This window comes from Streptomyces sp. NPDC051310 (assembly GCF_044455245.1).
GTDB lineage: Bacteria > Actinomycetota > Actinomycetes > Streptomycetales > Streptomycetaceae > Streptomyces.
This window is the reverse complement of record NZ_JBITEO010000022.1, coordinates 24,356-46,278: the sequence shown is the minus strand read 5'-3', so window position 1 is coordinate 46,278 and position 21,923 is coordinate 24,356. Positions and strand designations below refer to the sequence as shown.

At 74.9% G+C, this 21,923-nt stretch carries 20 protein-coding genes; 12 read left to right on the top strand and 8 right to left on the bottom strand.

Annotated features, from left to right (window positions below; translation table 11 throughout):
- Window positions 1-76: 76 nt before the first annotated feature.
- The 3 genes from ACIA79_RS26860 to ACIA79_RS26850 all read right to left on the bottom strand — a co-directional run bounded on the left by ACIA79_RS26860 (window position 77) and on the right by ACIA79_RS26850 (window position 3,393).
- A complete protein-coding gene (locus ACIA79_RS26860; RefSeq protein WP_399430911.1) occupies window positions 77-1,483 on the bottom strand; it encodes an ABC transporter substrate-binding protein in 1,407 nt (468 codons plus the stop codon).
- 95 nt (window positions 1,484-1,578) lie between these two features.
- Complete coding sequence (locus tag ACIA79_RS26855; RefSeq protein WP_399430910.1) at window positions 1,579-1,716, bottom strand: hypothetical protein; 138 nt, start codon at window positions 1,714-1,716, stop codon at window positions 1,579-1,581.
- A 432-nt stretch (window positions 1,717-2,148) separates the two neighbouring features.
- Window positions 2,149-3,393 (bottom strand): helix-turn-helix domain-containing protein, encoded by a 1,245-nt coding sequence (locus ACIA79_RS26850; protein WP_399430909.1) that lies wholly within the window; start codon window positions 3,391-3,393, stop codon window positions 2,149-2,151.
- Between the two features lie 197 nt (window positions 3,394-3,590).
- Here ACIA79_RS26850 and ACIA79_RS26845 point away from each other — a divergent pair, with 197 nt between their 5' ends.
- Together ACIA79_RS26845 and ACIA79_RS26840 are read left to right on the top strand one after the other, a co-directional pair.
- A complete protein-coding gene (locus ACIA79_RS26845) occupies window positions 3,591-3,863 on the top strand; it encodes a hypothetical protein (RefSeq protein ID WP_399430908.1) in 273 nt (90 codons plus the stop codon).
- Between the two features lie 153 nt (window positions 3,864-4,016).
- Entirely contained in the window at window positions 4,017-4,214 is a 198-nt protein-coding gene (locus ACIA79_RS26840; RefSeq protein ID WP_399430907.1) for a hypothetical protein, read from the top strand.
- An 84-nt stretch (window positions 4,215-4,298) separates the two neighbouring features.
- Here ACIA79_RS26840 and ACIA79_RS26835 read toward each other — a convergent pair whose 3' ends face one another.
- Window positions 4,299-5,213, bottom strand: a complete 915-nt coding sequence (locus tag ACIA79_RS26835; protein ID WP_399430906.1) for a sugar phosphate isomerase/epimerase family protein — start codon at window positions 5,211-5,213, stop codon at window positions 4,299-4,301.
- Between the two features lie 125 nt (window positions 5,214-5,338).
- Here ACIA79_RS26835 and iolC point away from each other — a divergent pair, with 125 nt between their 5' ends.
- The 6 genes from iolC to ACIA79_RS26805 all read left to right on the top strand — a co-directional run bounded on the left by iolC (window position 5,339) and on the right by ACIA79_RS26805 (window position 12,382).
- Window positions 5,339-6,502, top strand: coding sequence for a 5-dehydro-2-deoxygluconokinase (iolC, locus tag ACIA79_RS26830; RefSeq protein ID WP_399430905.1), 1,164 nt, complete (start codon window positions 5,339-5,341; stop codon window positions 6,500-6,502).
- Window positions 6,499-7,383: a deoxyribose-phosphate aldolase gene (locus tag ACIA79_RS26825; RefSeq protein ID WP_399430904.1), complete on the top strand. Its 885-nt coding sequence runs from the start codon at window positions 6,499-6,501 to the stop codon at window positions 7,381-7,383. Before iolC ends, ACIA79_RS26825 begins: the two co-directional genes overlap by 4 nt.
- A 29-nt stretch (window positions 7,384-7,412) precedes the next feature.
- On the top strand, window positions 7,413-8,264 hold the full coding sequence (gene iolB / locus ACIA79_RS26820) for a 5-deoxy-glucuronate isomerase (protein ID WP_399430903.1): 852 nt from the start codon (window positions 7,413-7,415) through the stop codon (window positions 8,262-8,264).
- Window positions 8,261-10,150, top strand: coding sequence for a 3D-(3,5/4)-trihydroxycyclohexane-1,2-dione acylhydrolase (decyclizing) (iolD, locus tag ACIA79_RS26815; RefSeq protein WP_399430902.1), 1,890 nt, complete (start codon window positions 8,261-8,263; stop codon window positions 10,148-10,150). The genes iolB and iolD overlap by 4 nt, the downstream gene beginning before the upstream one ends.
- Before the next feature lie 25 nt (window positions 10,151-10,175).
- Window positions 10,176-11,678 (top strand): CoA-acylating methylmalonate-semialdehyde dehydrogenase, encoded by a 1,503-nt coding sequence (gene mmsA / locus ACIA79_RS26810; protein WP_399430901.1) that lies wholly within the window; start codon window positions 10,176-10,178, stop codon window positions 11,676-11,678.
- Window positions 11,679-11,782: 104 nt separating this feature from the next.
- Complete coding sequence (locus tag ACIA79_RS26805) at window positions 11,783-12,382, top strand: DUF4291 domain-containing protein (protein ID WP_399430900.1); 600 nt, start codon at window positions 11,783-11,785, stop codon at window positions 12,380-12,382.
- 45 nt (window positions 12,383-12,427) lie between these two features.
- Here the strand turns inward: ACIA79_RS26805 and ACIA79_RS26800 are convergent, their stop codons facing one another.
- Together ACIA79_RS26800 and ACIA79_RS26795 are read right to left on the bottom strand one after the other, a co-directional pair.
- Complete coding sequence (locus tag ACIA79_RS26800; protein ID WP_399430899.1) at window positions 12,428-13,618, bottom strand: S8 family peptidase; 1,191 nt, start codon at window positions 13,616-13,618, stop codon at window positions 12,428-12,430.
- Window positions 13,619-13,690: 72 nt separating this feature from the next.
- On the bottom strand, window positions 13,691-14,122 hold the full coding sequence (locus tag ACIA79_RS26795) for a GNAT family N-acetyltransferase (RefSeq protein ID WP_399430898.1): 432 nt from the start codon (window positions 14,120-14,122) through the stop codon (window positions 13,691-13,693).
- A gap of 133 nt (window positions 14,123-14,255) precedes the next feature.
- Here ACIA79_RS26795 and ACIA79_RS26790 point away from each other — a divergent pair, with 133 nt between their 5' ends.
- On the top strand, window positions 14,256-17,063 hold the full coding sequence (locus ACIA79_RS26790; protein WP_399430897.1) for an alpha/beta fold hydrolase: 2,808 nt from the start codon (window positions 14,256-14,258) through the stop codon (window positions 17,061-17,063).
- Window positions 17,060-17,917 (top strand): ABC transporter permease, encoded by an 858-nt coding sequence (locus ACIA79_RS26785; protein WP_399430896.1) that lies wholly within the window; start codon window positions 17,060-17,062, stop codon window positions 17,915-17,917. Before ACIA79_RS26790 ends, ACIA79_RS26785 begins: the two co-directional genes overlap by 4 nt.
- Window positions 17,918-17,992: 75 nt before the next feature.
- On the opposite strand, the gene ACIA79_RS26780 is transcribed toward ACIA79_RS26785, so the two are convergent.
- Window positions 17,993-18,694, bottom strand: coding sequence for a DNA-binding response regulator (locus ACIA79_RS26780; protein WP_399430895.1), 702 nt, complete (start codon window positions 18,692-18,694; stop codon window positions 17,993-17,995).
- A 1,005-nt stretch (window positions 18,695-19,699) separates the two neighbouring features.
- Here ACIA79_RS26780 and ACIA79_RS26775 point away from each other — a divergent pair.
- Both ACIA79_RS26775 and ACIA79_RS26770 read left to right on the top strand, forming a co-directional pair.
- Window positions 19,700-20,416, top strand: a complete 717-nt coding sequence (locus ACIA79_RS26775) for a DUF4142 domain-containing protein (protein ID WP_399430894.1) — start codon at window positions 19,700-19,702, stop codon at window positions 20,414-20,416.
- 19 nt (window positions 20,417-20,435) lie between these two features.
- Complete coding sequence (locus tag ACIA79_RS26770; RefSeq protein ID WP_399430893.1) at window positions 20,436-21,095, top strand: class F sortase; 660 nt, start codon at window positions 20,436-20,438, stop codon at window positions 21,093-21,095.
- Between the two features lie 7 nt (window positions 21,096-21,102).
- Here ACIA79_RS26770 and ACIA79_RS26765 read toward each other — a convergent pair whose 3' ends face one another.
- Window positions 21,103-21,873 (bottom strand): SDR family NAD(P)-dependent oxidoreductase, encoded by a 771-nt coding sequence (locus tag ACIA79_RS26765; RefSeq protein ID WP_399430892.1) that lies wholly within the window; start codon window positions 21,871-21,873, stop codon window positions 21,103-21,105.
- Window positions 21,874-21,923 lie beyond the last annotated feature (50 nt).

Sequence of the window (21,923 nt, the reverse complement as noted above, 5' to 3'; positions counted from 1 at the left end):
GGTGGTGCCCGGGCGGTACGGGGCCGGGCAGGGGAGAGCCGGGCGGTACGGGGCCGGCAGACGCGTACGGGAGGGGTCAGGGGTGGGCGGCGGCCGGCGCCCCCAGACCGAGTGGCGGTACGACCCCGCTCGGCGTCAGCCCGGCGGCGCGCACCCGGGGGCTCGCGAGGTAGTGGGCGCGGACCCGCAGCAGCGGCACGCGCGGCATCACGTACAGCCAGCGCTCCTCGGCCGCCAGCCAGGCGGCGGCCTCCGCCGAGCCGGTCGCGGTCCGCGCCGCGTCGAACAGTCGGTCGAAGGGGGCGTCCGTGAAGCCGGTGGTCCGGCTGTACGTACCGCCCGTCGACCACGGGCCCAGCAGCGCGGCCGGATGCGGGAAGTCGGCCGTGGTCAGCGTGTAGAGGAAGGTGTGGTCACCGGTCAGGGCGGCGCGCACATAGGCGGGGTAGGGCAGGGCCCGTGGCCGGAGGTCGAGCCCGAAGACCTGCCGCAGGCGCGCGCAGACCGCCGCCACGACGGTCCCGTTGGGCACGAAGTCCGCGTACGCCACCTCCAGTGGGCCCGCGCCCGCGCAGGCGGCGCGGACGGCCCGCACCTCCCGGGCGCCGGGTGGGGCCGGCCGGGCCGGGGCGTCCCGTCCGAGCAGCGCGGCGACGGGCGCCGGGGCGGCCTCCAGCAGGCCCCCGGTACCGGCCGCCAGCGCCTCGGGGTCGAGCGCGGCGGCGACCGCGGCGCGCAGTCCGGGCGCCCGGCGCAGCGCGGGCACCCGCCGGCCGAACTCCAGGCTGGCGAAGAGCGCCATGGGCGCGGTGACCAGGTCCGGGTCGTCCGCGTACCGCCCGGTGTCGGGCACGTCGAAGCTGGTGGTGGGCGTGGCGTGGACGCGACCGGAGCGGAAGGCGCCGACGGCCGCGTCGAGGTCGGCCACCACCGGGAACGCCAGCTCCTCGGGGAGCCCGTCGGCCTCGGCGTACCGGTGCAGCCTGAGCCGGGGCCCGCCGTCCGGACCGGTCGCGGCAGGTGCGTACGGGCCGAGGACGGCATCGGAGTCCGGGCGCAGCGGCGAGAACTGGGGCAGCGTCAGCAGCGGCGGGAGGAAGCCGGCGGGTTCGCGCAGGCGTATCTCCACCCGGCCGTCGGGGAGCTCGGCCGCCGCGGCGTCGCCGTCGGCGAAGAAGCGGCCCGTCTGCCGGTCCCGTACGGCGGCGTCCCGGACGCCCGCCACCAGGTCCTCGGCACGCAGCGGGGTGCCGTCCGACCAGCGCGGCCCCTCCGCCGGGCACATCCGCCAGCGCAGTCCGTCGTCCACCGGTTCGAGGCCGTACGCGGTGTGCGGCAGCGGGGTGGCCGTGCCGGGGGCCTCGCGGTACGGGGTGGCCAGCACGGCCTCGGCGACCAGGCGCGCGTTGTAGTCGACCGGCCGTCGGAGGTCGTCGCCCAGCGGCACGGCGTCCAGGGCGAGGGCGAGGGCATCGGTGGGCATGGGTCCGTCCTCCGGCAGTGCCCGCCGCCGTTTCCGCCGCCCCCTGCGAGGGGCGGCGGAAACGGCGGACGGAAACCGTCTCTGTCGAGTCCCGCTTACGAGCGGTGCTTGACGGCGAGCAGGTCGTTCAGGGTCTCGCGGTCGAACTCCAGCTCCTCCGCGAGCACCTCCTCGGTGACCTCGGCGGTCTGCGCGGCCTGCGCCTCGACGGTCTCGGCGATCTGCTGCGACATGGTTCATCTCCTTCCGGACACAAGGGATCACTGATCGACGGCCGTTCAGCGGAAGAGAACTTCCGTTCCCGGCCGACGCAGTTCACTGTGCCTGTGCCGTGCCCCCGCAACCAGGCCCTTCGCGCGGCCCTATCCGGCCATGACCCGAACCGTCCCGCCTCCGGAACCGTGCACTCCGCACCCGGGGCCGGTCGCCTCCGGCCGGAGGCGGGTGGGCCTCCCGAAGCCGCCCGGTTCTCCGGCACCGCCCCGGCACGCGCCCGGTTCTCCGGCACCGCCCCGGCACGCGCCCGGTTCACCGGCGCGGCCCCGGTAGCCGCCGGGTTCTCCGGCACGGCCCCCTGCAGGCCGCGGCGGCGGCACGCCCCGGCCTCCGGCACCTGACCCCCCGCCTTCGCCCCCGCCCCCCTGGCGGCCCTTGCCCGCGCGGTGCTACGCGACGTCCGCCCGGCCGCCGGGCTGCCCGTGCAGCCAGCCGCGGCGTGCGGCGAGTGCGCCCGCCTGGAAGCGGCTGCGCGCGCCCAGACGCTCCATCAGCGCGCTGGCGAGCCGGCGGGCGGTGCGCGGCGAGACACCGAGCCGCTTGGCGATGGCCTCGTCGGTGTACCCCTCCGCGAGCAGCCAGAGCGCCATCCGCTCCTGGCCCGTCAGCCCCTGCGCGTCCTCCCGCCGCTCGGGCGCCTCGCCCAGCGGGACGGCGCCTTGCCACACCTGCTCGAACAGTGCGCACAACGCCGCGAGGACGCCCGTGCCGGTCAGGACGGCGGCGCCCTTGGCGGAGTTGTCCGGGTCGACGGGAACCACGGCCAGCCGGCGGTCGACGATGATCATCCGGGTGGGCAGCGAGGGCACCGTCCGCACTTCGCCGCCCCTCTCGGTGAGCCAGGACGCGTGCGCGACGGTCGCCGGACTGTTGCGGATGCTGTCCAGGTACACCGTGCGCATCCGCACCCCCCGGTCGAGGAGCTGCTGGTTGAGGGGCTGAGCGGCGACCCGGTTCTCCTCCGTCTGCGCCCCGTCGGGCGCGAACGACAGCACTTCCTCGCGCACTTCGCGCGTGATCTCCGCCAGCCGCTGCCGTACGGTCTCCACCCCCAGCAGCACCTCGGCCTCGGCCTGCTCCTCGTACGGCCGCATCCGGTGGTACTCGGCCGCGAGCCGCGCGGCCAGGGCCTTGGTCTCCGCCAGCCGTTGCTCCTGCGCGGCGAGTTCGGCACGCTGCTGGGCGAGCAGCGTGTCCATCCCCACCTCGGGGTTCACCGCGCGCATCCCGCCGGGGTCCTGCGCCGCGGGGCGGACGAGCGCCAGCGCGCTCAGCCGGTCCAGAGCCCGCCGTATCCGCCCCTGGTCCCGGCCCAGGCGCCGCGCCAGCTCGGCCACACCGTCGTGCGGGTGGAGCAGCATCGCCCGGTAGACGTCCTGCGCCTCGGGATCCAGCTCGAAGCCGGCCCACTCACCGGCCGCCGCGCCCGCCGCGTCCCCGGTCGGCCCGTTCCCGCTCGCCGCGGTCCCGGCCGCCGCGCCCCCGCTCGCCGCGGTCCCGGCCGCCGCGCCCCCGGTCGTCGCGGTGCCGGCAGCCGTGTCACGGCCCGCCGGACCCCCCTGCGTGTCCTGTACGCCCCCCGGCGTCCGTATGGGCCGGTCTTCCCCGCCGGCCCTGGTCGCGTCCTCTGCCACGCCTTCCCTTCCTTCCCGCCCCGGGCGGCGGCACGGCTGGTCTGTCCGTGCGGCATGCCCGTGTCCGGTGACACGGACGGCCCGGGTCCCCATGAGGAGATCCGATGATGACATGTGCGGCCTCTTCCGGTCCGGGCCGGAAGAGGCCGGGCCCGCGGCCCGCCCGCGCCGCGCGACCCCTGGCACAGTTGGCTCGCGTGTTCCACGTTCTCGTCGGGCTGTACGGCCCCGACAGCCGCCCTCTGCCCCCGGATGCCGTGGCCCGCCTCGTCGCCGCCGGCGTCGAGCACGCCTGCGCGCACGCGCGCACCGGCGCGGTCCCGTCCCTCGGCGTCTTCCTCCATGCGCCCTCGCCCGCGGCGGCCGAACGCCGGGCCGTCCAGGCCTGCCGCACGGCCCTCTCCGGCTGGCGGATCGTCCACGTCCGGGCCACCGATCCGGCCGTCCTGCTTGGACACCTTGGGCCATGACCCGTTCTGGCCAGGCTCTTGCTCTTTTCCCGCGTTCCCCGTCCGGCGGACACTCCTGCCCTGCACCGGTACGGCCCGCTCCCACAGCCTCCACGGCCGACCGGTCGGCCCACGCCCGTTCGACCCGTTGGTTCATTCCGGAAAGGCCCCCGCATGACCCGCACGCACAGCCGCCGTGCCCTCTGCGTCTCCGCCGTACTGGCTGCCGCGGCCACGGCCCTGCTCGCCGTCCCCGCGGCGGCGGCCCCCCACCCCGCACCCGGCGGCTCCCCGGTCAAGGCGCCGCACTCCGCCGGCCACGGCCACGGCCCTGACCACAGGCCCACGCAGCACGACATGGGCTGGCAGTAGCAGCGCACAGCCGTCACGGCAGGGAGGCCCCGCCCGGATGTGCCCGGGCGGGGCCTCCCTGCCGTGACGCAGGCAGGACACCCTTCACGCCCCGCAGGACCGCAGGAAGCGGCGCGTGCGTTCGGCGATGGGGTACGGCTTGTCCGGCGGACAGGGGTACATGTCCTGCTCCACGATGGCGAACAGCTCGACGCCCAGGGCCTGGGCCGCCGCCAGGACCGGCTCCAGCGCGGGGACACCGGACGGGGGTTCGCACATCACGCCCCGGGCGACGGCCGGCCCGAACGGCGTTCCCTCCGCGACGACCTCGGCGAGGATCCGGGGGTCGACCTGTTTGAGGTGCAGGTAGCCGATCCGCTCCCCGTACGTCTCGATCAGCTTCACGCTGTCCCCGCCGCAGTAGGCGTAGTGCCCGGTGTCCAGGCACAGCGCCACCAGCTCCGGGTCGGTGGCGTCGAGGAAGCGGGAGACGTTCTCCTCGCTGTCGATGTGCGTGTCGGCGTGCGGGTGGACGACGATGCGCAGCCCGAAGCGGTCGAGCACCTGCCGCCCCAGACGCTCCGTCAGGCGGGTCAGATCGCGCCACTGCTCCGGCGTCAGGGTCCGCGGCTCCCGCACCTGGCCGGTTCTGTCGTCCCGCCAGAAGGACGGGATCACGACGAGATGGCCGGCGCCCGCCGCCTGCGCGAGGGCGGCGTTGTCGGCGACGTGCGCCCAGGTCTCCTCCCAGACCGCCTCGCCGTGGTGCAGCCCGGTGAAGACGGTGCCGGCCGACACCTTGAGCCCGCGGCGCGCGGTCTCCTCGGTGAGCCGGACCGGATCCGTGGGGAGGTACCCGTACGGGCCGAGCTCGATCCATGCGTAACCGGCCGCGGCGACCTCGTCCAGGAAGCGCTCCCAGGGGACCTGCCGGGGGTCGTCGGCGAACCACACGCCCCATGAGTCGGGGGCCGAACCGATCCGGATGCGGGACAGCGGCGGAGGTGACAGCGGCGTCATGAGGGCCAGCTTGACGGCGCCCGCCGCGGGGCGTCAAGCAATGGTCCGAATGTAAGGACAAAATGTTGACAGGCCCTCCGGCTGCGGCTAGACCTGACCACGGCGCCGATTGCGAAGGGACATGGATGGCAACCGACCCGACCGATCCCACCGACCCCGCCGACCCGTACGACCTCATCACCATGGGCCGCATCGGGGTGGACCTCTACCCGCTCCAGGTTGGGGTCCCCCTCGCCAGGGTCGATGCCTTCGGCAAGTTCCTCGGCGGTTCCGCCGCCAACGTCGCGGTCGCCGCCGCGCGGCTCGGGCGCCGCAGCGCCGTGATCACCCGCACCGGCGCCGACCCGTTCGGGGAGTACCTGCACCAGGAACTGCGGGCGTTCGGTGTGGACGACCGCTGGATGACGCCGGTGGAGGGGTGCCCCACGCCCCTCACCTTCTGCGAGATCTTCCCGCCCGACGACTTCCCGCTGTACTTCTACCGCTTCCCCAGGGCGCCCGACCTGGAGATCCACGAACACGAGCTCGACCTGGCGGCGATCGCCGCCGCCCGTGTCTTCTGGATGACCGGCACCGGCCTGTCCGCCGAGCCCAGCCGCACGGCCACGCTCGCCGCGCTCTCGCACCGAACCCGGCGCGGCACCACGGTCTTCGACCTCGACTGGCGACCCGCCCTCTGGAAGGACACGGCCGGGGCCGGCGCCGCCACCGCCCGCACCCACTACACCGCGGCGCTGCGGCACGCCACCGTCGCCGTCGGCAACCTCGACGAGTGCGAGATCGCCACCGGCCGGCGCGCCCCGGCCGACGCCGCCCGGGCCCTGCTCGACGCGGGCGTCCGCCTCGCCGTCGTCAAACGGGGCCCCGAGGGCGTCCTCGCCATGACGGCCGACGGGGAGACCGTCGACGTGCCGCCCGTCCCGGTCGACGTGGTGAACGGACTGGGGGCCGGTGACGCGTTCGGCGGGGCGCTGTGCCACGGGCTGCTCGCCGGCTGGGACCTGGAGCGGATCCTGCGGTACGCGAACGCGGCCGGCGCCCTCGTCGCCTCCCGCCTCGCCTGCTCCTCCGCGATGCCCCGCCCCGACGAGGTGACCGCCGCGCTGGACGGCGTACGGCCCGCGGCCCCCGGACCGCACGGCGCGGAGCCGCACGGCGCGGAGCCGGAGAACGTACGGCCGGAAGGCATACGCCCGGCACACGCGGAGCCGGCAGACGTACCGCGGGAAGACGTACGGCCGGAAGGCGTAGGGCCGGAAGGCGTAGGGCCGGAAGGCGTGCGGCCGTGACCGGCGTCGACCTCGGGCACCTCGTCGCGGTCCGCACCCGCCACCCCGAGGCGGTGGCCGAGGCCGCGGAGCGCCGCAGGCGCAGGCCGCTCGTAGGCGACTCCGGCCGGCTGATGATCGTCGCCGCCGACCACCCCGCGCGCGGCGCCCTCGCCGTCGGCGACCGCCCGCTCGCCATGGCCAACCGCCTCGACCTGCTCGAACGGCTCTGCCTGGCGCTGTCCCGCCCCGGGGTCGACGGCGTCCTCGCCACCGCCGACATCCTCGACGACCTGCTCCTCCTCGGCGCCCTGGAGGACAAGGTGGTGATGGGCTCCATGAACCGCGGCGGCCTCGCCGGAGCCGCCTTCGAGCTCGACGACCGGTTCACCGGCCACCGTCCGCGGGACCTCGCCCGCCTCCGCTTCGACGCCGGGAAGCTGCTGCTGCGCATAGAGCCCACCGACCCGGGCTCGCTGACCACGCTCCACTCCGCCGCCCGCGCCGTCGACGCCATGGCCGCGCTCCGGCTGCCCGTCTTCGTCGAGCCGTTCCTGTGCCGCCGCGACGCGGACGGCCGGCTCCGCAACGACCTCGGCGCCGAGGCGGTCACCACCTCCCTCGCCATCGCCTCCGGACTCGCGGGCACCTCCGCGTACACCTGGCTCAAGGTGCCCGTCACCGAGCACCCCGACGACATGGCGCACGTGATGGAGACCTCCACGCTGCCCGCCGTCCTGCTCGGCGGAGAGGCCGGGCGCGACCCGGACGCCGTGTACGAGACGTGGCGCAAAGCCTTGCGACTGCCGACCGTGCAGGGGCTGGTCGTCGGGCGCTCCCTGCTCTACCCGGCCGACGGCGACGTGGCCGCCGCCGTCGACACGGCCGTGGGCCTGCTCTGAGACACCGTGCCGAGGGGGTACGAAGGACCATGCGAGAACCGCAGCCGCGACCGCGGCGGGACCGGCAGTTGTACGTACCGCGGGGCGAGGCCGCCCACGGGCCCTACGCCTTGCGCGTCGACCCCCGGTACGCCGGCTGGGACTACTCCGCCCTGCGCGTCCTGGACCTCGGTCCGGGCGACACGCACCGGTTCGCCACCGGCGACAGCGAGTGGATCGTGCTTCCGCTCTCCGGCGGCTGTACCGTGCGGGTGGAGGGCGACGGTGAGGGCGCGGTCTTCGAACTGCTGGGCCGCACAAGCGTGTTCGGTGGCGTCACGGACTTCGCGTACGTACCGCGTGACGCCCACGCCCAGATCGCCTCCGGCGCGGGAGGCCGGTTCGCCCTGGCAGGAGCGAGGTGCGAGCGACGACTCCCCGCTCGCTACGGACCCGCGCCGGAGGTTCCGCTGGAGGCGCGCGGCAGCGGCACCTGCGCCCGCGAGGTGCGGGGCTTCGCCGCCGCCGACGCCTTCGCCTGCGACCGGCTCATCGCGGTCGAGGTCCTCACCCCCGGCGGCAACTGGTCCTCCTACCCGCCGCACAAGCACGACGAGCACCTCCCCGGCGAGGAGACCCGGCTGGAGGAGATCTACTACTTCGAGATCGAGCGCGGGGGAGTGGGTTACCAGCGGGTGTCCCCCTCCCGCCCCGGCGGCGCCGACGTGCTCGCCGAGGTCCGTACCGGTGACGCCGTCCTCGTACCGGACGGCTGGCACGGCCCGTCCATCGCCCCGCCCGGCCGCGCCATGTACTACCTCAACGTCATGGCGGGCCCGGGCGACGAACGGGAGTGGAGGATCCGCTTCCATCCCGACCATCCGACGGAGGCATACCGATGAGCGGCCCCCGGCCCGGCACGCGCCGGCTCACCACCGCGCAGGCGCTCGTCGCCTTCCTGGCCCGCCAGTACACCGAGCGCGACGGCCGGCGCCACCGCCTCATCGGCGCCACCTGGGCCATCTTCGGGCACGGCAACGTCGCCGGCCTCGGCCAGGCCCTGCTGGAGTACGGCGGGGAGATGCCGTTCCTCCAGGGCCGCAACGAACAGGCGATGGTGCACGCCGCCGTGGGCTACGCCCGCCAGTCGAACCGCCTCTCCGCCCACGCCGTCACCACCTCCATCGGACCGGGCGCCACCAACCTCGTCACCGGCGCCGCCCTCGCCACGATCAACCGCCTCCCGGTGCTGCTGCTGCCCGGCGACACCTTCGCCACCCGCCCCGCCGACCCGGTCCTCCAGCAGCTGGAGGTCCCCGGCGCGGGCGATGTGTCCGTCAACGACACCCTGCGGCCCGTGTCCGCGTACTTCGACCGGATCACGCGCCCCGAGGCGCTGGTCCCGGCGGCCCTGCAGGCGATGCGCGTGCTCACCGACCCCGCCGCCACCGGTGCCGTCACCCTCGCGCTGCCGCAGGACGTGCAGGCGGAAGGCTTCGACTGGCCGGAGGAGTTCTTCGCGGAGCGGGTGTGGCGGGTGCGCCGGCCTGCGCCCGACGCGGCGGAGCTCGACGCTGCGGCGCGGGCGGTCCGGGCGGCGTCCCGGCCCCTGATCGTCGCGGGCGGCGGCGTCCACCACAGCGCGGCCGAGGACGCCCTGCGCGCCCTCGCCGACGCCACCGGCATCCCGGTCGCCTCCACCCAGGCGGGCAAGGGCTCGCTGCGCCACGACCACCCGGCCGACGTCGGCGGCATCGGCCACACCGGCACCGCCACCGCCGACCACCTCGCCCGCACCGCCGACCTGGTCATCGGCGCCGGCACCCGCTGGACCGACTTCACCACCGCGTCCTCGACGCTCTTCGCCCACCCCGGCGTCCGCTTCGTCAACCTCAACATCACGGGCTTCGACGCCCACAAGATGGCCGGCCTGCCGCTGGTCGCCGACGCCCGCACCGCACTGCTGGCGCTCGCGGCGGAACTGGGCGAGCACCGCGTCGACCCGGCGTACACCGCCGAGTACGGGCGGCGCAAGGCCGCCTGGGAGGAGCGCGTCACCGCCGCGTACACCCCGCGCGGCGACGACGCGCGCCCCACCCAGCCCCAGGTCCTGGGCGCACTCGACACCCTGGTCACCGGGGACGACATCGTGATCAACGCCGCCGGCTCGCTCCCCGGCGACCTGCACAAGCTGTGGCGGGCCCGGTCGCACGACCAGTACCACGTCGAATACGGCTACTCCTGCATGGGCTACGAGATCCCGGCCGCCGTCGGAGTCGCCCTCGCCGCCCCGGGCCGGCCCGTCTGGGCGTTCGTCGGCGACGGTACGTATCTGATGAACCCCACCGAAATCGTCACCGCGGTGCAGGAGCGCCTGCCCATCAAGGTCGTCATCCTGCAGAACCACGGGTACGCCTCCATCGGTGGTCTGTCCGAGGCCGTCGGCAGCGAGCGCCACGGCACCGCCTACCGCCACCGCGCGGCCGACGGCACGTACACCGGGGACCTGCTCCCCGTGGACCTCGCGGCCAACGCCGCCTCCCTCGGCATGCGTGTCCTTCGCCCGCGCACCGTGCGTGACCTGCGGGAAGCCCTCGCCGAAGCCCGCGCGTCGACCGTTCCCACATGTGTCTACGTGGAGACCGAAACGGCAGACACAGTGTCGGGCGCGCCCCCGGCCGAGGCATGGTGGGATGTGCCCGTGGCCGAGACCGCGACCCGCGCGGCCGCGGTGAAGGCCCGCGAGGAGTACGACCGGCATGTCGCAGCCAGACGCCGCCACCTGTAGAGGTCCGAAGAGGAGCACGTACGTCATGACGAAGACCGTTCACCACTGGATCGGTGGCAAGACCGTCGAGGGCACGTCGGGCAACTGGGGCCCGGTCACCGACCCGGCGACCGGCGCGGTCACCACGCGGGTCGCCCTCGCCTCGGCCGAGGAGGTCGACGCCGCCGTCGCCGCCGCCAAGGCCGCGTTCGCGACCTGGGGCACGTCCTCCCTGGCCCAGCGCACCGGCGTCCTCTTCGCGTACCGCGCCCTGCTCGACGCCCACCGCGACGAGATCGCCGGCCTGATCACCGCCGAGCACGGCAAGGTCCACTCCGACGCGCTGGGCGAGGTCGCGCGCGGCCTGGAGATCGTGGAGCTGGCCTGCGGCATCACCGTCCAGCTCAAGGGCGAGCTGTCCACGCAGGTCTCCAGCCGGGTCGACGTCGCCGCCATCCGCCAGCCGCTCGGCGTGGTCGCCGGCATCACCCCGTTCAACTTCCCGGCGATGGTGCCGATGTGGATGTTCCCGCTGGCCATCGCCTGCGGCAACACCTTCGTGCTGAAGCCGAGCGAGAAGGACCCGTCCGCGGCGAACCTCCTCGCCGAGCTGGCCGCCGAGGCGGGCCTGCCCGACGGCGTCCTCAACGTCGTCCACGGCGACAAGGTCGCGGTCGACGCGCTGCTGGAGCACCCGGACGTCGCGGCCGTGTCCTTCGTGGGCTCGACCCCGATCGCCCGCCACATCCACGCCACCGCGTCCGCCAACGGCAAGCGCGTCCAGGCGCTGGGCGGCGCCAAGAACCACATGCTGGTCCTCCCGGACGCCGACCTCGACGCGGCCGCGGACGCCGCGGTGTCGGCGGCGTACGGCTCCGCCGGCGAGCGCTGCATGGCCATCTCGGCGGTCGTCGCGGTCGGCGCGATCGGCGACGAGCTCGTCGGGAAGATCCGGGAGCGCGCCGAGAAGATCAAGATCGGTCCGGGCACCGACCCGGACTCCGAGATGGGCCCGCTGATCACCGCGGCCCACCGCGACAAGGTCGCCTCGTACGTCACCGGCGCCGCCGCCCAGGGGGCGGAGGTCGTCCTCGACGGCACCGGCCTCACGGTCGACGGGTACGAGAACGGCCACTGGATCGGCCTGTCGCTCCTCGACAAGGTGTCGCCCGACTCCGACGCGTACCGCGACGAGATCTTCGGCCCGGTGCTGTGCGTGCTGCGCGCCGACACCTACGAGGACGGCGTCCGGCTCATCAACGACTCGCCGTTCGGCAACGGCACCGCGATCTTCACCCGCGACGGCGGTGCCGCCCGCCGCTTCCAGCTGGAGGTCCAGGCGGGCATGGTCGGCGTGAACGTGCCCATCCCGGTGCCCGTCGGCTACCACTCCTTCGGCGGCTGGAAGGACTCCCTCTTCGGCGACCACCACATCTACGGCAACGACGGCGTGCACTTCTACACCCGCGGCAAGGTCGTCACCACCCGCTGGCCGGACCCGTCCGAGGCCCCGGCGGGCGTCGACCTGGGCTTCCCCCGCAACCACTGACCCGCCCGGCCACGGCCGGACCGGGAACACGGCCGGACCGTGGAAACGGCCGGACCGGAAAAACGGCTGGCCCCGGACGGGGCCGGCCGTCGATCCTTGCCGGGATGAACGAGAACGAACCGAAGTACCGCATCCGCGCCCTCCACACCGGGGAGACGGTGACGGTCTACCAGGCGTACGCGCCCGGGATCGGAGAGCCGGCCGCCCGCACCGGCCGCTTCCCCGCAGCGTGGAAGCGGGAGCGGATGACGTGGATCAAGCCGAGCTTCCTGTGGATGATGTACCGCTGCGGCTGGGCGACGAAGGCGGACCAGGAGACGGTCCTGGCCGTCGAGATCACCCGCGAAGGCTTCGAGTGGGCGCTGCGCCACGCCTGCCTGTCGCACTACGTCCAGGGCTTCCACGCCGACCAGGCCACCTGGAAGCGGCAGTTGCGGGAGTCGCCCGCCCGCGTCCAGTGGGACCCGGAACGCGACCTGCGCCTGGAGCCGCTGCCGTACCGCTCGCTCCAGCTGGGGCTCGCGGGCGAGGCGTCGGCCCGGTACGCCGACGAGTGGACGGTCTCCATCCGGGACGTCACTCCGCTCGCCCGCGCGATGCACGCCCTGGTGCGCGAGGGCGACCTGGAGGGGGCGCGACGGCTGATGCCCGAGGAGCGCCCGTACCCGGCGGGTGCGGAGCTCCTCGGGCACCTCGTGCCGTGAGGGTCCCGGAGGCCGGGGACCCGGAGGCCGAGGTTTCCGGAGGTCCTAGAACAGCGAGTACAGCAGCCTGTTCGGGGAGCCGGTGAGGGCGTTCTGCACCACGCCGGGGGTCGCGTTGCCGACCAGCGCGTCACGCACCTGCGCCGGGGAGGCCGCCGGGTGCCGCGCCAGGTACAGGGCCGCCACGCCCGCAGCGTGCGGTGCCGCCATCGACGTGCCGGAGATGGTGTTCGTCGCCGTGTCGCCGGTCCGCCAGGCGGAGGTGATCTTCACGCCGGGCGCGAAGAGGTCCACGCAGGTGCCGTAGTTGGAGAACGAGGCGCGCTTGTCGGCGTTGTCGGTGGCGCCGACCGTGATGGCCTCGGGGACACGCGCGGGGGAGGTGTTGCACGCCTTCTCCGGCAGGCCGAGGATGTTGCCGTTGCCCGCCGCGACGGTGTACGAGACGCCCGAGGCGATCGACCGCGCGACGGCGCTGTCCAGGGTCGCGCTGGCGCCGCCCCCGAGGCTCATGTTGGCGACGGCCGGCTTCACGGCGTTCGCCGTCACCCAGTCCACGCCCGCGATGACCCCGGCCGTCGTTCCGGAGCCGTTGCAGTCCAGCACGCGGACGGCGACCAGCCGGGCCGCCTTCGCCACACCGTACGTCCGGCCGCCGACCGTACCGGCGACGTGGGTGCCGTGGCCCTGGCAGTCCTGCCCGTTCTGCCCCCCGCCGACGGTGTCGGTGCCGACCACCGCCCGCCCGCCGAACTCGCTGTGCGTGGTGCGGATGCCGGTGTCGATGATGTACGCGTTCACGCCCGCCGCGCCGGTGTCGTACGTGTACGTCGTCGACAGCGGCAGGCCGCGCTGGTCGATCCGGTCCAGCCCCCAGGTGGCGTCCGTCTGGGTGGCGCTGAGGCGGACGGTCCGGTTCTGTTCGACGTACGCCACCCTCGGGTCGGCCGCGAGGGCGGCGGCCTTCGCCCGGGTGAGGGTGGAGGTGAAGCCCGTGAGGGCGCTGCGGTACTCGCGCTGCGGGGTGACGCCGAGGTCGGCGGCGCGCGTCGAGCCGTCCTTGAGGACGACGATCCAGCTGTCGGGAACGGCGGTGTCCGCGGGGGCGGGACGGAGGTCGCCGGCGGGCGCGCCGTGCGCCGTGGGGGCCGTGGTGAACTGGAGGCCGGCGGCGAGGGCGAGGACGGGTATCAACGCGCCGATGCGGCGGCGGGGCCTGCGAGCGGGGGCTCTCATCTCGGGGCACCTGACCTTTCATGTCCGGAGGGCCCCACAGCGTCTCGGCTGGTCATGTACCGCACAAGGGAGCTAGCCGCTCCTCCCCACTTCGTCGCCGAATTCCCACGTCAGCATGGCGAATTCTCCATCGTCGGCGGCGCCGGCCGAGCGGTACGTCGCCAGCGCCGGGGCGTTGTCCGTGTCCACGCCGGCCCACAGGCCGTAGCAGCCGCGCCCGCGGGCCTCGGCGGCGAGCGCCCGGGTGAGCGCCCGGCCGATGCCGCGCCGCCGGTACGGCTCGTCGACGAACAGCTCGTACAGGCACATCTCCGCGCCCTTGTCCGGGTGCAGCATCTCGATGCCCGACACCATTCCGGCCGGTACGCCCTCCACGTACGCGATGAGCATCAGGTGACCGGGCGCGGCGAGGAACCGCGCGGCCCACTCCGGGCGCGCCGGGCCGTCGTAGAGGTGCTCGGCGGCCAGGAGTTCGGCGACGGTGGTGGCGCGGCGGATCTCCATGGCGCGTTCCTTTCGTCCCCGCGCATACCGCGGCTGGTGTACGGCGACGGTAGTGCGTACGCCCCGAGGAGGTGACCGAGTTCCGCCCGGCGGCGGCGACGGGCCGCCCGCCGGCCCGTTTAGGGTCGGGTACATGCAGATCCGACTCCCCCGGCTTCCCCGCCCGGCCCGCGGCCGACGGGCCACCGCCGTGGCCACCGCCGTCGTGCTGCTGGCCGGGGCCGGCACGTGGACCGCGGTCGCCGCGGACGACGAGCCCGCCGTGCACCGCGAGGACACGGTGGTGGACATGCCCGGGGCGAGGATCGACACGTCGTTCTTCACCGCCTCCGGTACGGGGGGCGGCGGCCGGCGCCCCGCCGTCCTGCTCGGTCACGGCTTCGGCGGCAGCAAGGACGACGTGCGCGGTCAGGCCGAGAGGCTGGCCCGGGACGGGTACGCGGTGCTGACCTGGTCCGCGCGCGGCTTCGGCGCCTCCACGGGCCGGATCGGCTTGAACGATCCGGCGTTCGAGGTCAAGGACGTCTCCCGCCTCGTCGACTGGCTCGCCCGGCGCCCCGAGGTCCGGCTGGACGCCGCCGGCGACCCGCGCGTGGGCGTGAGCGGCGTCTCCTACGGCGGCGCGATCTCGCTCCTGGCGGCCGGCCACGACCGGCGGGTGGACGCGATCGCCCCGCAGATCACCTACTGGAACCTCGCGGACGCGCTCTTCCCCGACGGCGTCTTCAAGAAGCTCTGGGCCGGCATCTTCTTCTCCACCGGCGGTGCCCCCGCCCAGGGCACGGCCCCCGCGCCCACGACCACGGATCCCGCGGACCCCGACCCGGCGGGCCGCGGCGCCGCGGCCCCCGGCGGTGCCCGCGCGGGGAGCGCCGCGGCGGGGGAGGCGCCGGCCGCGTGCGAACGGTTCCAGGACGAGCTGTGCCGCATGTACGAGCGTGTGGCCGTCACCGGGAAGCCCGACGCCGGGGCACGGGAGCTGCTGGAGCGGCGCAGCCCGTCCGCCGTCGCGAACCGCATCAAGGTGCCCGCGCTCATCGTGCAGGGGCAGTCCGACTCCCTCTTCCCGCTGTCGCACGCCGACGCCATGGCCGCGGCCCTCCGCGCCAACGGCGCACCCGTCGCCGTGGACTGGATCGCCGGCGGGCACGACGGCGGCGACCGCGAGACGGAACGCGTCGAAGCACGCATCACCGCCTGGTTCGACCGGTACCTCAAGGACGACACCGCAACCGGCACCGGGCCCGCCTTCCGGGTCAGCCGCACCGGCGGCGTCGACTCCACCGACGGGCAGGCGCAGCTGCGTGGCGCCGTCGCCGACCGCTACCCCGGGCTGCGCAGCGGCACGCGCACCATCGCCCTGACCGGCGGGGAGCAGCGCTTCCGCAACCCCGCGGGCGCGAGCCCGCCCGCCATCTCCGCCGTCCCCGGCGTCGGCGGCGGACTGTCCCGGCTCTCCTCCCTCGGCGTCGGCCTGTCCCTGGACTTCCCCGGGCAGTTCGCCCGCTTCGACACGCCGCCCCTCGGCGGGACGCTCCGCATCACCGGCTCACCCACGGTCCGGGTGCGGATCGCCTCCGACACCGGCGAGGCGGTCCTCTTCGCCAAGGTCTACGACGTCGGCCCCGACGGCCGCACCCAGGTCCTGCCCGCGCAGCTCGTCGCCCCGGTCCGCGTCGGCAACGCCGCCCCGGCCACGGCGGGCACGGGCGACGGCAAGGGCCGGGAGGTCGAACTGACCCTGCCCGCCATCGACCACGAGGTCGAGGCCGGGCACCGCCTGCGGCTCGTCCTCGCCGCCACCGACCTCGGCTACGCCTCCCCGGCCGCCCCCGCCACCTACACCGTCACCGCCACGAGCGGCCTGTCCGTACCGACCGCGCCCGCGGTCCGCACCCAGGCGGCCGGACTGCCGTGGTGGGTCTGGGGTCTGCCGGCCGCCGGTGCCCTGATCGCGGCCGCGCTGCTGCTCACCGCCCGCCGCCGCACCACCGCGCCCGCCCCCGACCCGGCGCTCGCCGACGTGCCGCTCACCATCAGCGGCCTGACCAAGCGGTACGCCAGGTCCGCCGACCGGTACGCCGTCCGCGAGCTGTCGTTCCGCGTGGAGAAGGGCCAGGTCCTCGGGCTGCTTGGGCCCAACGGGGCCGGCAAGACCACCACCCTGCGCATGCTCATGGGCCTGATCACCCCGGACGCCGGTGAGATCCGGGTCTTCGGGCACGCGATCCGGCCGGGCGCGCCCGTGCTGTCCCGCGTCGGCGCGTTCGTCGAGGGAGCGGGCTTCCTGCCGCACCTGTCGGGCCGGGACAATCTGGAGCTGTACTGGCGGGCGACCGGCCGCCCCGCCGAGGACGCCCGCATCGACGAGGCCCTGGAGATCGCGGGTCTCGGCGAAGCCCTCGCCCGTGCCGTCCGCACCTACTCGCAGGGCATGCGCCAGCGGCTCGCCATCGCCCAGGCGATGCTCGGACTGCCGGACCTCCTCATCCTCGACGAACCGACCAACGGACTCGACCCGCCGCAGATCCGGGAGATGCGGGACGTGATGATCCGGTACGCGGCCGGAGGCCGGACCGTCATCGTCTCCTCCCACCTCCTCTCCGAGGTCGAGCAGTCCTGCACCCACCTGGTGGTCATGGACCGCGGCCGGCTCGTCCAGGCCGGCCCGGTCGCGGAGATCACCGGCGCGGGCGACACCCTGCTCGTCACCACGGCCGACGAGGTCCCGGAGGCACTGGTCGAGAAGATCGGCACGCTGGCGGGCATCGGCTCCGCGGCCCGTACCGAGGGCGGCGTGCTGGTCCGCCTGGACGGGACGAGGAGCACCGCGGCCCTGATCGCCGAACTGGTCCGGCTCGACGTGCCGCTGACCGGCATCGGACCGCACCGCCGCCTGGAGGACGCGTTCCTCACCCTGATCGGAGGAGGATCCGCGTGAGCACCCTGCTCGACTCCGCACCCGGCTACCGGCCCGGGCACACCCTGCCGCTGCGCGTCGAGGCCGTGCGCCAGCTCAAGCGGCGCCGCACCCTGGTCATGGGCGGGATCCTGGCCGCCCTGCCGTTCGTGCTCACCATCGCCTTCGCCATCGGCGGCGGCCCGGACGGGCGCGGCAACGACCGGATCACCCTCATGGACACGGCGACGGCGTCCGGCGCCAACTTCGCCGCCACCTGCCTGTTCGTCTCGGCGGGCTTCCTGCTGGTGGTGCCGGTGGCGCTGTTCTGCGGCGACACCGTGGCGTCCGAGGCGAGCTGGTCCTCCCTGCGGTACCTCCTCGCCGCGCCCGTGCCGCGGGCCCGGCTGCTGTGGTCGAAACTCGCCGTGGCGCTCGGCTTCAGCGCGGCCGCGATCCTGCTGCTGCCGGTGGTGGCCCTCGCGGTGGGCACCGCGGCCTACGGCTGGGGGCCGCTGGAGCTGCCCACGGGCGGTTCGCTGGACACGGCCGCCACCGTGCCCCGCCTCGCGCTGGTCGTGGGCTACGTCTTCGTCTCCCAACTCGTGACGGCCGGACTCGCCTTCTGGCTGTCCACCAGGACCGACGCGCCGCTGGGCGCGGTCGGTGGCGCGGTCGGCCTGACGATCATCGGGAACGTCCTGGACGCGGTCACCGCACTCGGCTCGTGGCGCGACTTCCTGCCCGCGCACTGGCAGTTCGCGTGGGCCGACGCCCTCCAGCCGCACCTGGAGTGGGGCGGCATGCTCAGGGGCGCGGCGGTCTCCGTGACGTACGCTCTGGTGCTGTTCGCGCTGGCCTTCCGCGGCTTCGCGCGCAAGGACATCGTGTCCTAGGCCCCGGTCGGCGTCCGGTCGCGGTCCGTCTCCGGTCCCGGGGGCGCAGGCGGCCGCCCGCGCCCGCTGTGCGCGTCAGACCCAGCCCCGGCGAGCCGCTTCCGCTCCCGCCCGGAAGCGGCTCGTCGTGCCGAGGGCCGCGAGCAGCTCCCCCACGCGCCGGCTGTACGTACGTCCCGATATCCCCAGCCGCGCGGCGGCCGTCTCATCCGTGAGACCGGCCAGCAGCGCCTCCAGGACCGGCCGCAGGTGCGGCGGCAGCGATCCGGGCGGCGCGGGCATCGCCGTCACCTCGTCGCCCGCCTCCCACCAGGCGCGGTGGGCCCGCACCAGGGCCTGGACGATCACCGGGTCGCGGATGAGCAGCAGTCCGTTGTAGAGCAGTTCGAGGTCGAGCGGGATCGCCGCGACCGTGCGGTCCACGATGATCATCTTGAACGGGATCGACTCGGTCAGCCGCGCCCGGCCCGTGAGCCGGCCCGCCGCCGCGACATCGGCGGCCGTGACCCTGTCGAGCGCGTGTCGCGGCACGATCTGACGGACCGTGCCCACCCGTTCCACCCGCTCGGTGGCCGTGCGGACACAGGCGCCGGCGAGCTCCAGGAACGGCTGCGGGATCGACTGGCCGAGGCAGGCGGCCGGATCGTCGAAGGTCAGCAATTCTCTGCGGGCGGACTCGGCGAGCGCCGCGAGCGCCGCGCAGATCTGCCGGGTCCCGCGCACCGACTGCCCGGCGGGGCGCGGCTCCTGACGCGGTGGTGCTTGTTGACGTGTCATCTGCTGAGGTACCTGCACCGGCACGTGTGGCGGTGCCTGCGATGGCACCACGGCACGGACCGGTGCCCTGTCTCTTAATGCCGTCCGGCCGAGCACGGAGCCCGGAGCGTTCGCCACGGCTGACCACCCCCGCCATCCCCTTGGAACGTACGCAACTCCATGTACGCACGTGACTGCGTACGGTGACAAGACCCAGTTCAGGGGTTGGCGAGTCCAAGCCATCACCGGGCGAACGGGGGACCGATACCCCACGGCGGCCTCTTCGAGACCCGAACAGAGGCTCCGACGGGCCCCGTCCGGCGGCCGCCGGGCGGCGCCGGGAGCTGACCCGTGAGGTGGCCCCGGGGGGTGCCGGGAGGTGACCCGGGAGGTCCCGGGAGGTGGCCCGGACGGCGGCCCGGGACGCGGCCGGCGGTCGCGCCCGGCGCGCTCCCGGTTCCGGCTCGGGGCGCCGGCTCGGATCGGGCTGGGGCACGGTCCCGGTCCCGGGTTGGGGCGTGGCCGGTTCCGGCACGGGGCGCGGGACCGGTTCCAGGCTGGGGGCGCGCTTGGTTCCGGCTCGGACGCGGGTCCGGTTCCGGCCCGGGGTGCGGTCCGGGATCGACGAGCGCTCGGGGACGCGGTCCGGAACCCGCTCGGGGTGCGGGTCCGTGCGGTCCGGGATCGACGAGCGCTCGGGGACGCGGTCCCGGAATCCGCTCGGGGCGCGGGCCCGGTTCCGGGTTGGGGGGTTCCCGGAGCCCGCTCGGGAACGCGCGCCGCAGGCGCCCCGCCGGGTGCCCGCGCGCCGCCCGCGCCGCGTTGTCCCCCGTCGTCACCATGGCCGGAAATCTCCCCTTCGGCAGCGCCCCCGCCGACCCGGGAGACCCGGCGGGTGCGCGGCCGGGGGATGCGCCGTTTGCAGTACCGCGGGTGGCGCGCCGGCCTCCGCCGGTTTCGGATGGTCACCGTGGGCCCTCTCCCCGTGAGGGTCGTGCACCGCCGACGAGAAACGGACAAGACATCGTGATCCGCTCCCGCTCCTCCCGGCGAGGGGCCGCCACGGCCCTCGCCTGCCTCGCCTTCACCGGTATAGCCGCAGGTCTTGCCGCCCCCGCGGCCGCCTCCGGCGACGCGAGCCCGCTGCCCGTCGACAACGCCTTCCTGCGCGCCTCCCACCAGGGCAACCTCACGGAGATCGCCGCGGGTCAGGACGCGCAGAAGAACGCCACGACCTCGTGCGTCAAGAACGTGGGCCAGACCCTGGTCCGCGACCACACCAAGCTCGACGCCGCCACCAAGGCGCTCTCCGACAAGCTCGGCGTCGACCTGCCCGTCGCGCCCACGGCGGAGCAGCAGAAGGCGCTCGAGAACGTCATGAAGAAGGCCGGTACGAGCGCGTACGACGCCGCCTGGCTCGACGTGCTGGCCGCCGCCCACGAGAAGACGCTGGCGCGCATCGACAACCAGGTCGCCCACGGCAGGAACGCCGAGGTGACCGCCGCCGCCAAGGCCGCCCGGCCGGTCGTCGCCATGCACCTGGGCATGGTGCGCGGCGGCGTGTGCCACGGCACGGGCGACCACACGCCGAAGACCATCCACGCGGGCAGCGGCGGACAGGCCGCGCTCGCCGCGGAGGTCCCGGTGTTCCTCGCGGTGCCCGCGGTGGCGCTCGGCGGCGTGCTCGTCGCGGGCGGCGCCTTCTGGGCCGCGAACCGCATCCGCCGCAACGACAGCCGCTGACCCGGCGGATGTCACGGCCGTGACCGGCAAGGACGGCCTTCGGCCGCGGCCGCGCGGCGGGCCCCGTCCGGACCGGCTGCTGGTCCGGGCGGGATGCGCGTCGGCGGCCGTCGCGGCGCTGGCGTGCCTGTTCCTGGCACCGGCCGGCCGGCCCGTCGCGCGCCCGTACGACGCGGGCGCCGTCCCCACGTCCGGGGCGGCGTCCGGGCCGGCCCGGGCGGCGTCCCCGCCCCTCGTCCTCACCGTCCCCGGGCACGTCGAGCGGATCCCCGTCGATCCGGTCACCGTCGGCACCGGAGGCGTCCTGGCCGTACCGGAGTCACCGTCCCGTCTGGGCTGGTGGGCCCTCGGCGCCCACCCCGGCGCCGCCCGGGGCACGCTCCTGCTGGCCGGGCACCTGGACACGGCCGACGAAGGGGCGGGCCCCCTGGAGGAGCTCCACGCGGTGCCGCTGGGCGCCCGCGCCCACGTCATCACGGCCGACGGCGCCCGCCACACGTACCGGATCGTCGCCCGCCGCACGTACCCGAAGTCCGAGCTCCCGGCGGACCTGTTCAGCGCGGACGGGCCTCCGCGCCTCGCGCTGGTGACCTGCGCCGGCACGTTCGACCGGACGGCGCACGCGTACGAGGACAACCTCGTCCTCTACGGCGTGGCCGAAAACGACACGCGGCACTGAGTCCGTGTCAGGCGGCCGTCCAGCCCCCGTCCACGGGGACCGCCGCACCGGTGACGAAGGAGGAGCGGTCGCTGCACAGCCACGCGGCGGCCTCGGCCACCTCCGAAGGGGCGGCCATCCGCTTCTGGATCGGACGGGCGAGGAAACGTTCCTCCAGGCCGGGCGTCTCCTCCAGCACCTGGTCCATCAGCTCCGTACGGGTGTTGCCCACCACGAGCGCGTTGACCCGCAGGCCGCGCTGCCCGTACTCGGCGGCGGCCGCGCGGGTGAGGCCGATCACCGCGTGCTTGGCGGCGACGTAGGGCGAGACGGCTCCGGTGGCGAGCACGCCCGCGACGCTGGAGGTGTTGACGATGGCGCCTGAGCCGGAGCGGAGCATCACCGGTATCTGGTGGCGCATGCAGTTCCAGACACCCCGCACGTTGACGTCCATGATCTGCTGGAAGACCGCGTCGTCCGTCTCGTGCAGGTCGGTCCCCACCGTGGCCCAGCCCGCGTTGTTGAAGGCCCCGTGCAGGCCCCCGTAGGTGTCCACGGCGACCGCCACGGCCCCGGCGACCTCGTCCGGCCGGGTCACGTCGGCGGGCGCCGCGACGGCGCGGCCGCCGCTGTCGGCGATCTCCTTCTCCAGGGCCCGCAGCCGGTCCTCCCGGCGGGCCACCAGCACCACCGCCGCGCCCTCCGCGGCGAACAGCCGGGCCGCGGCCGCGCCGATGCCGCTCGACGCGCCGGTGACCATGACGATCTTTCCGTCGAGGAGTAACTGACCAGGTCTCATGCGGCCATTGAACTCCCCGGCCCGGGGCGGCGCCGTGACGCCGGTCACGA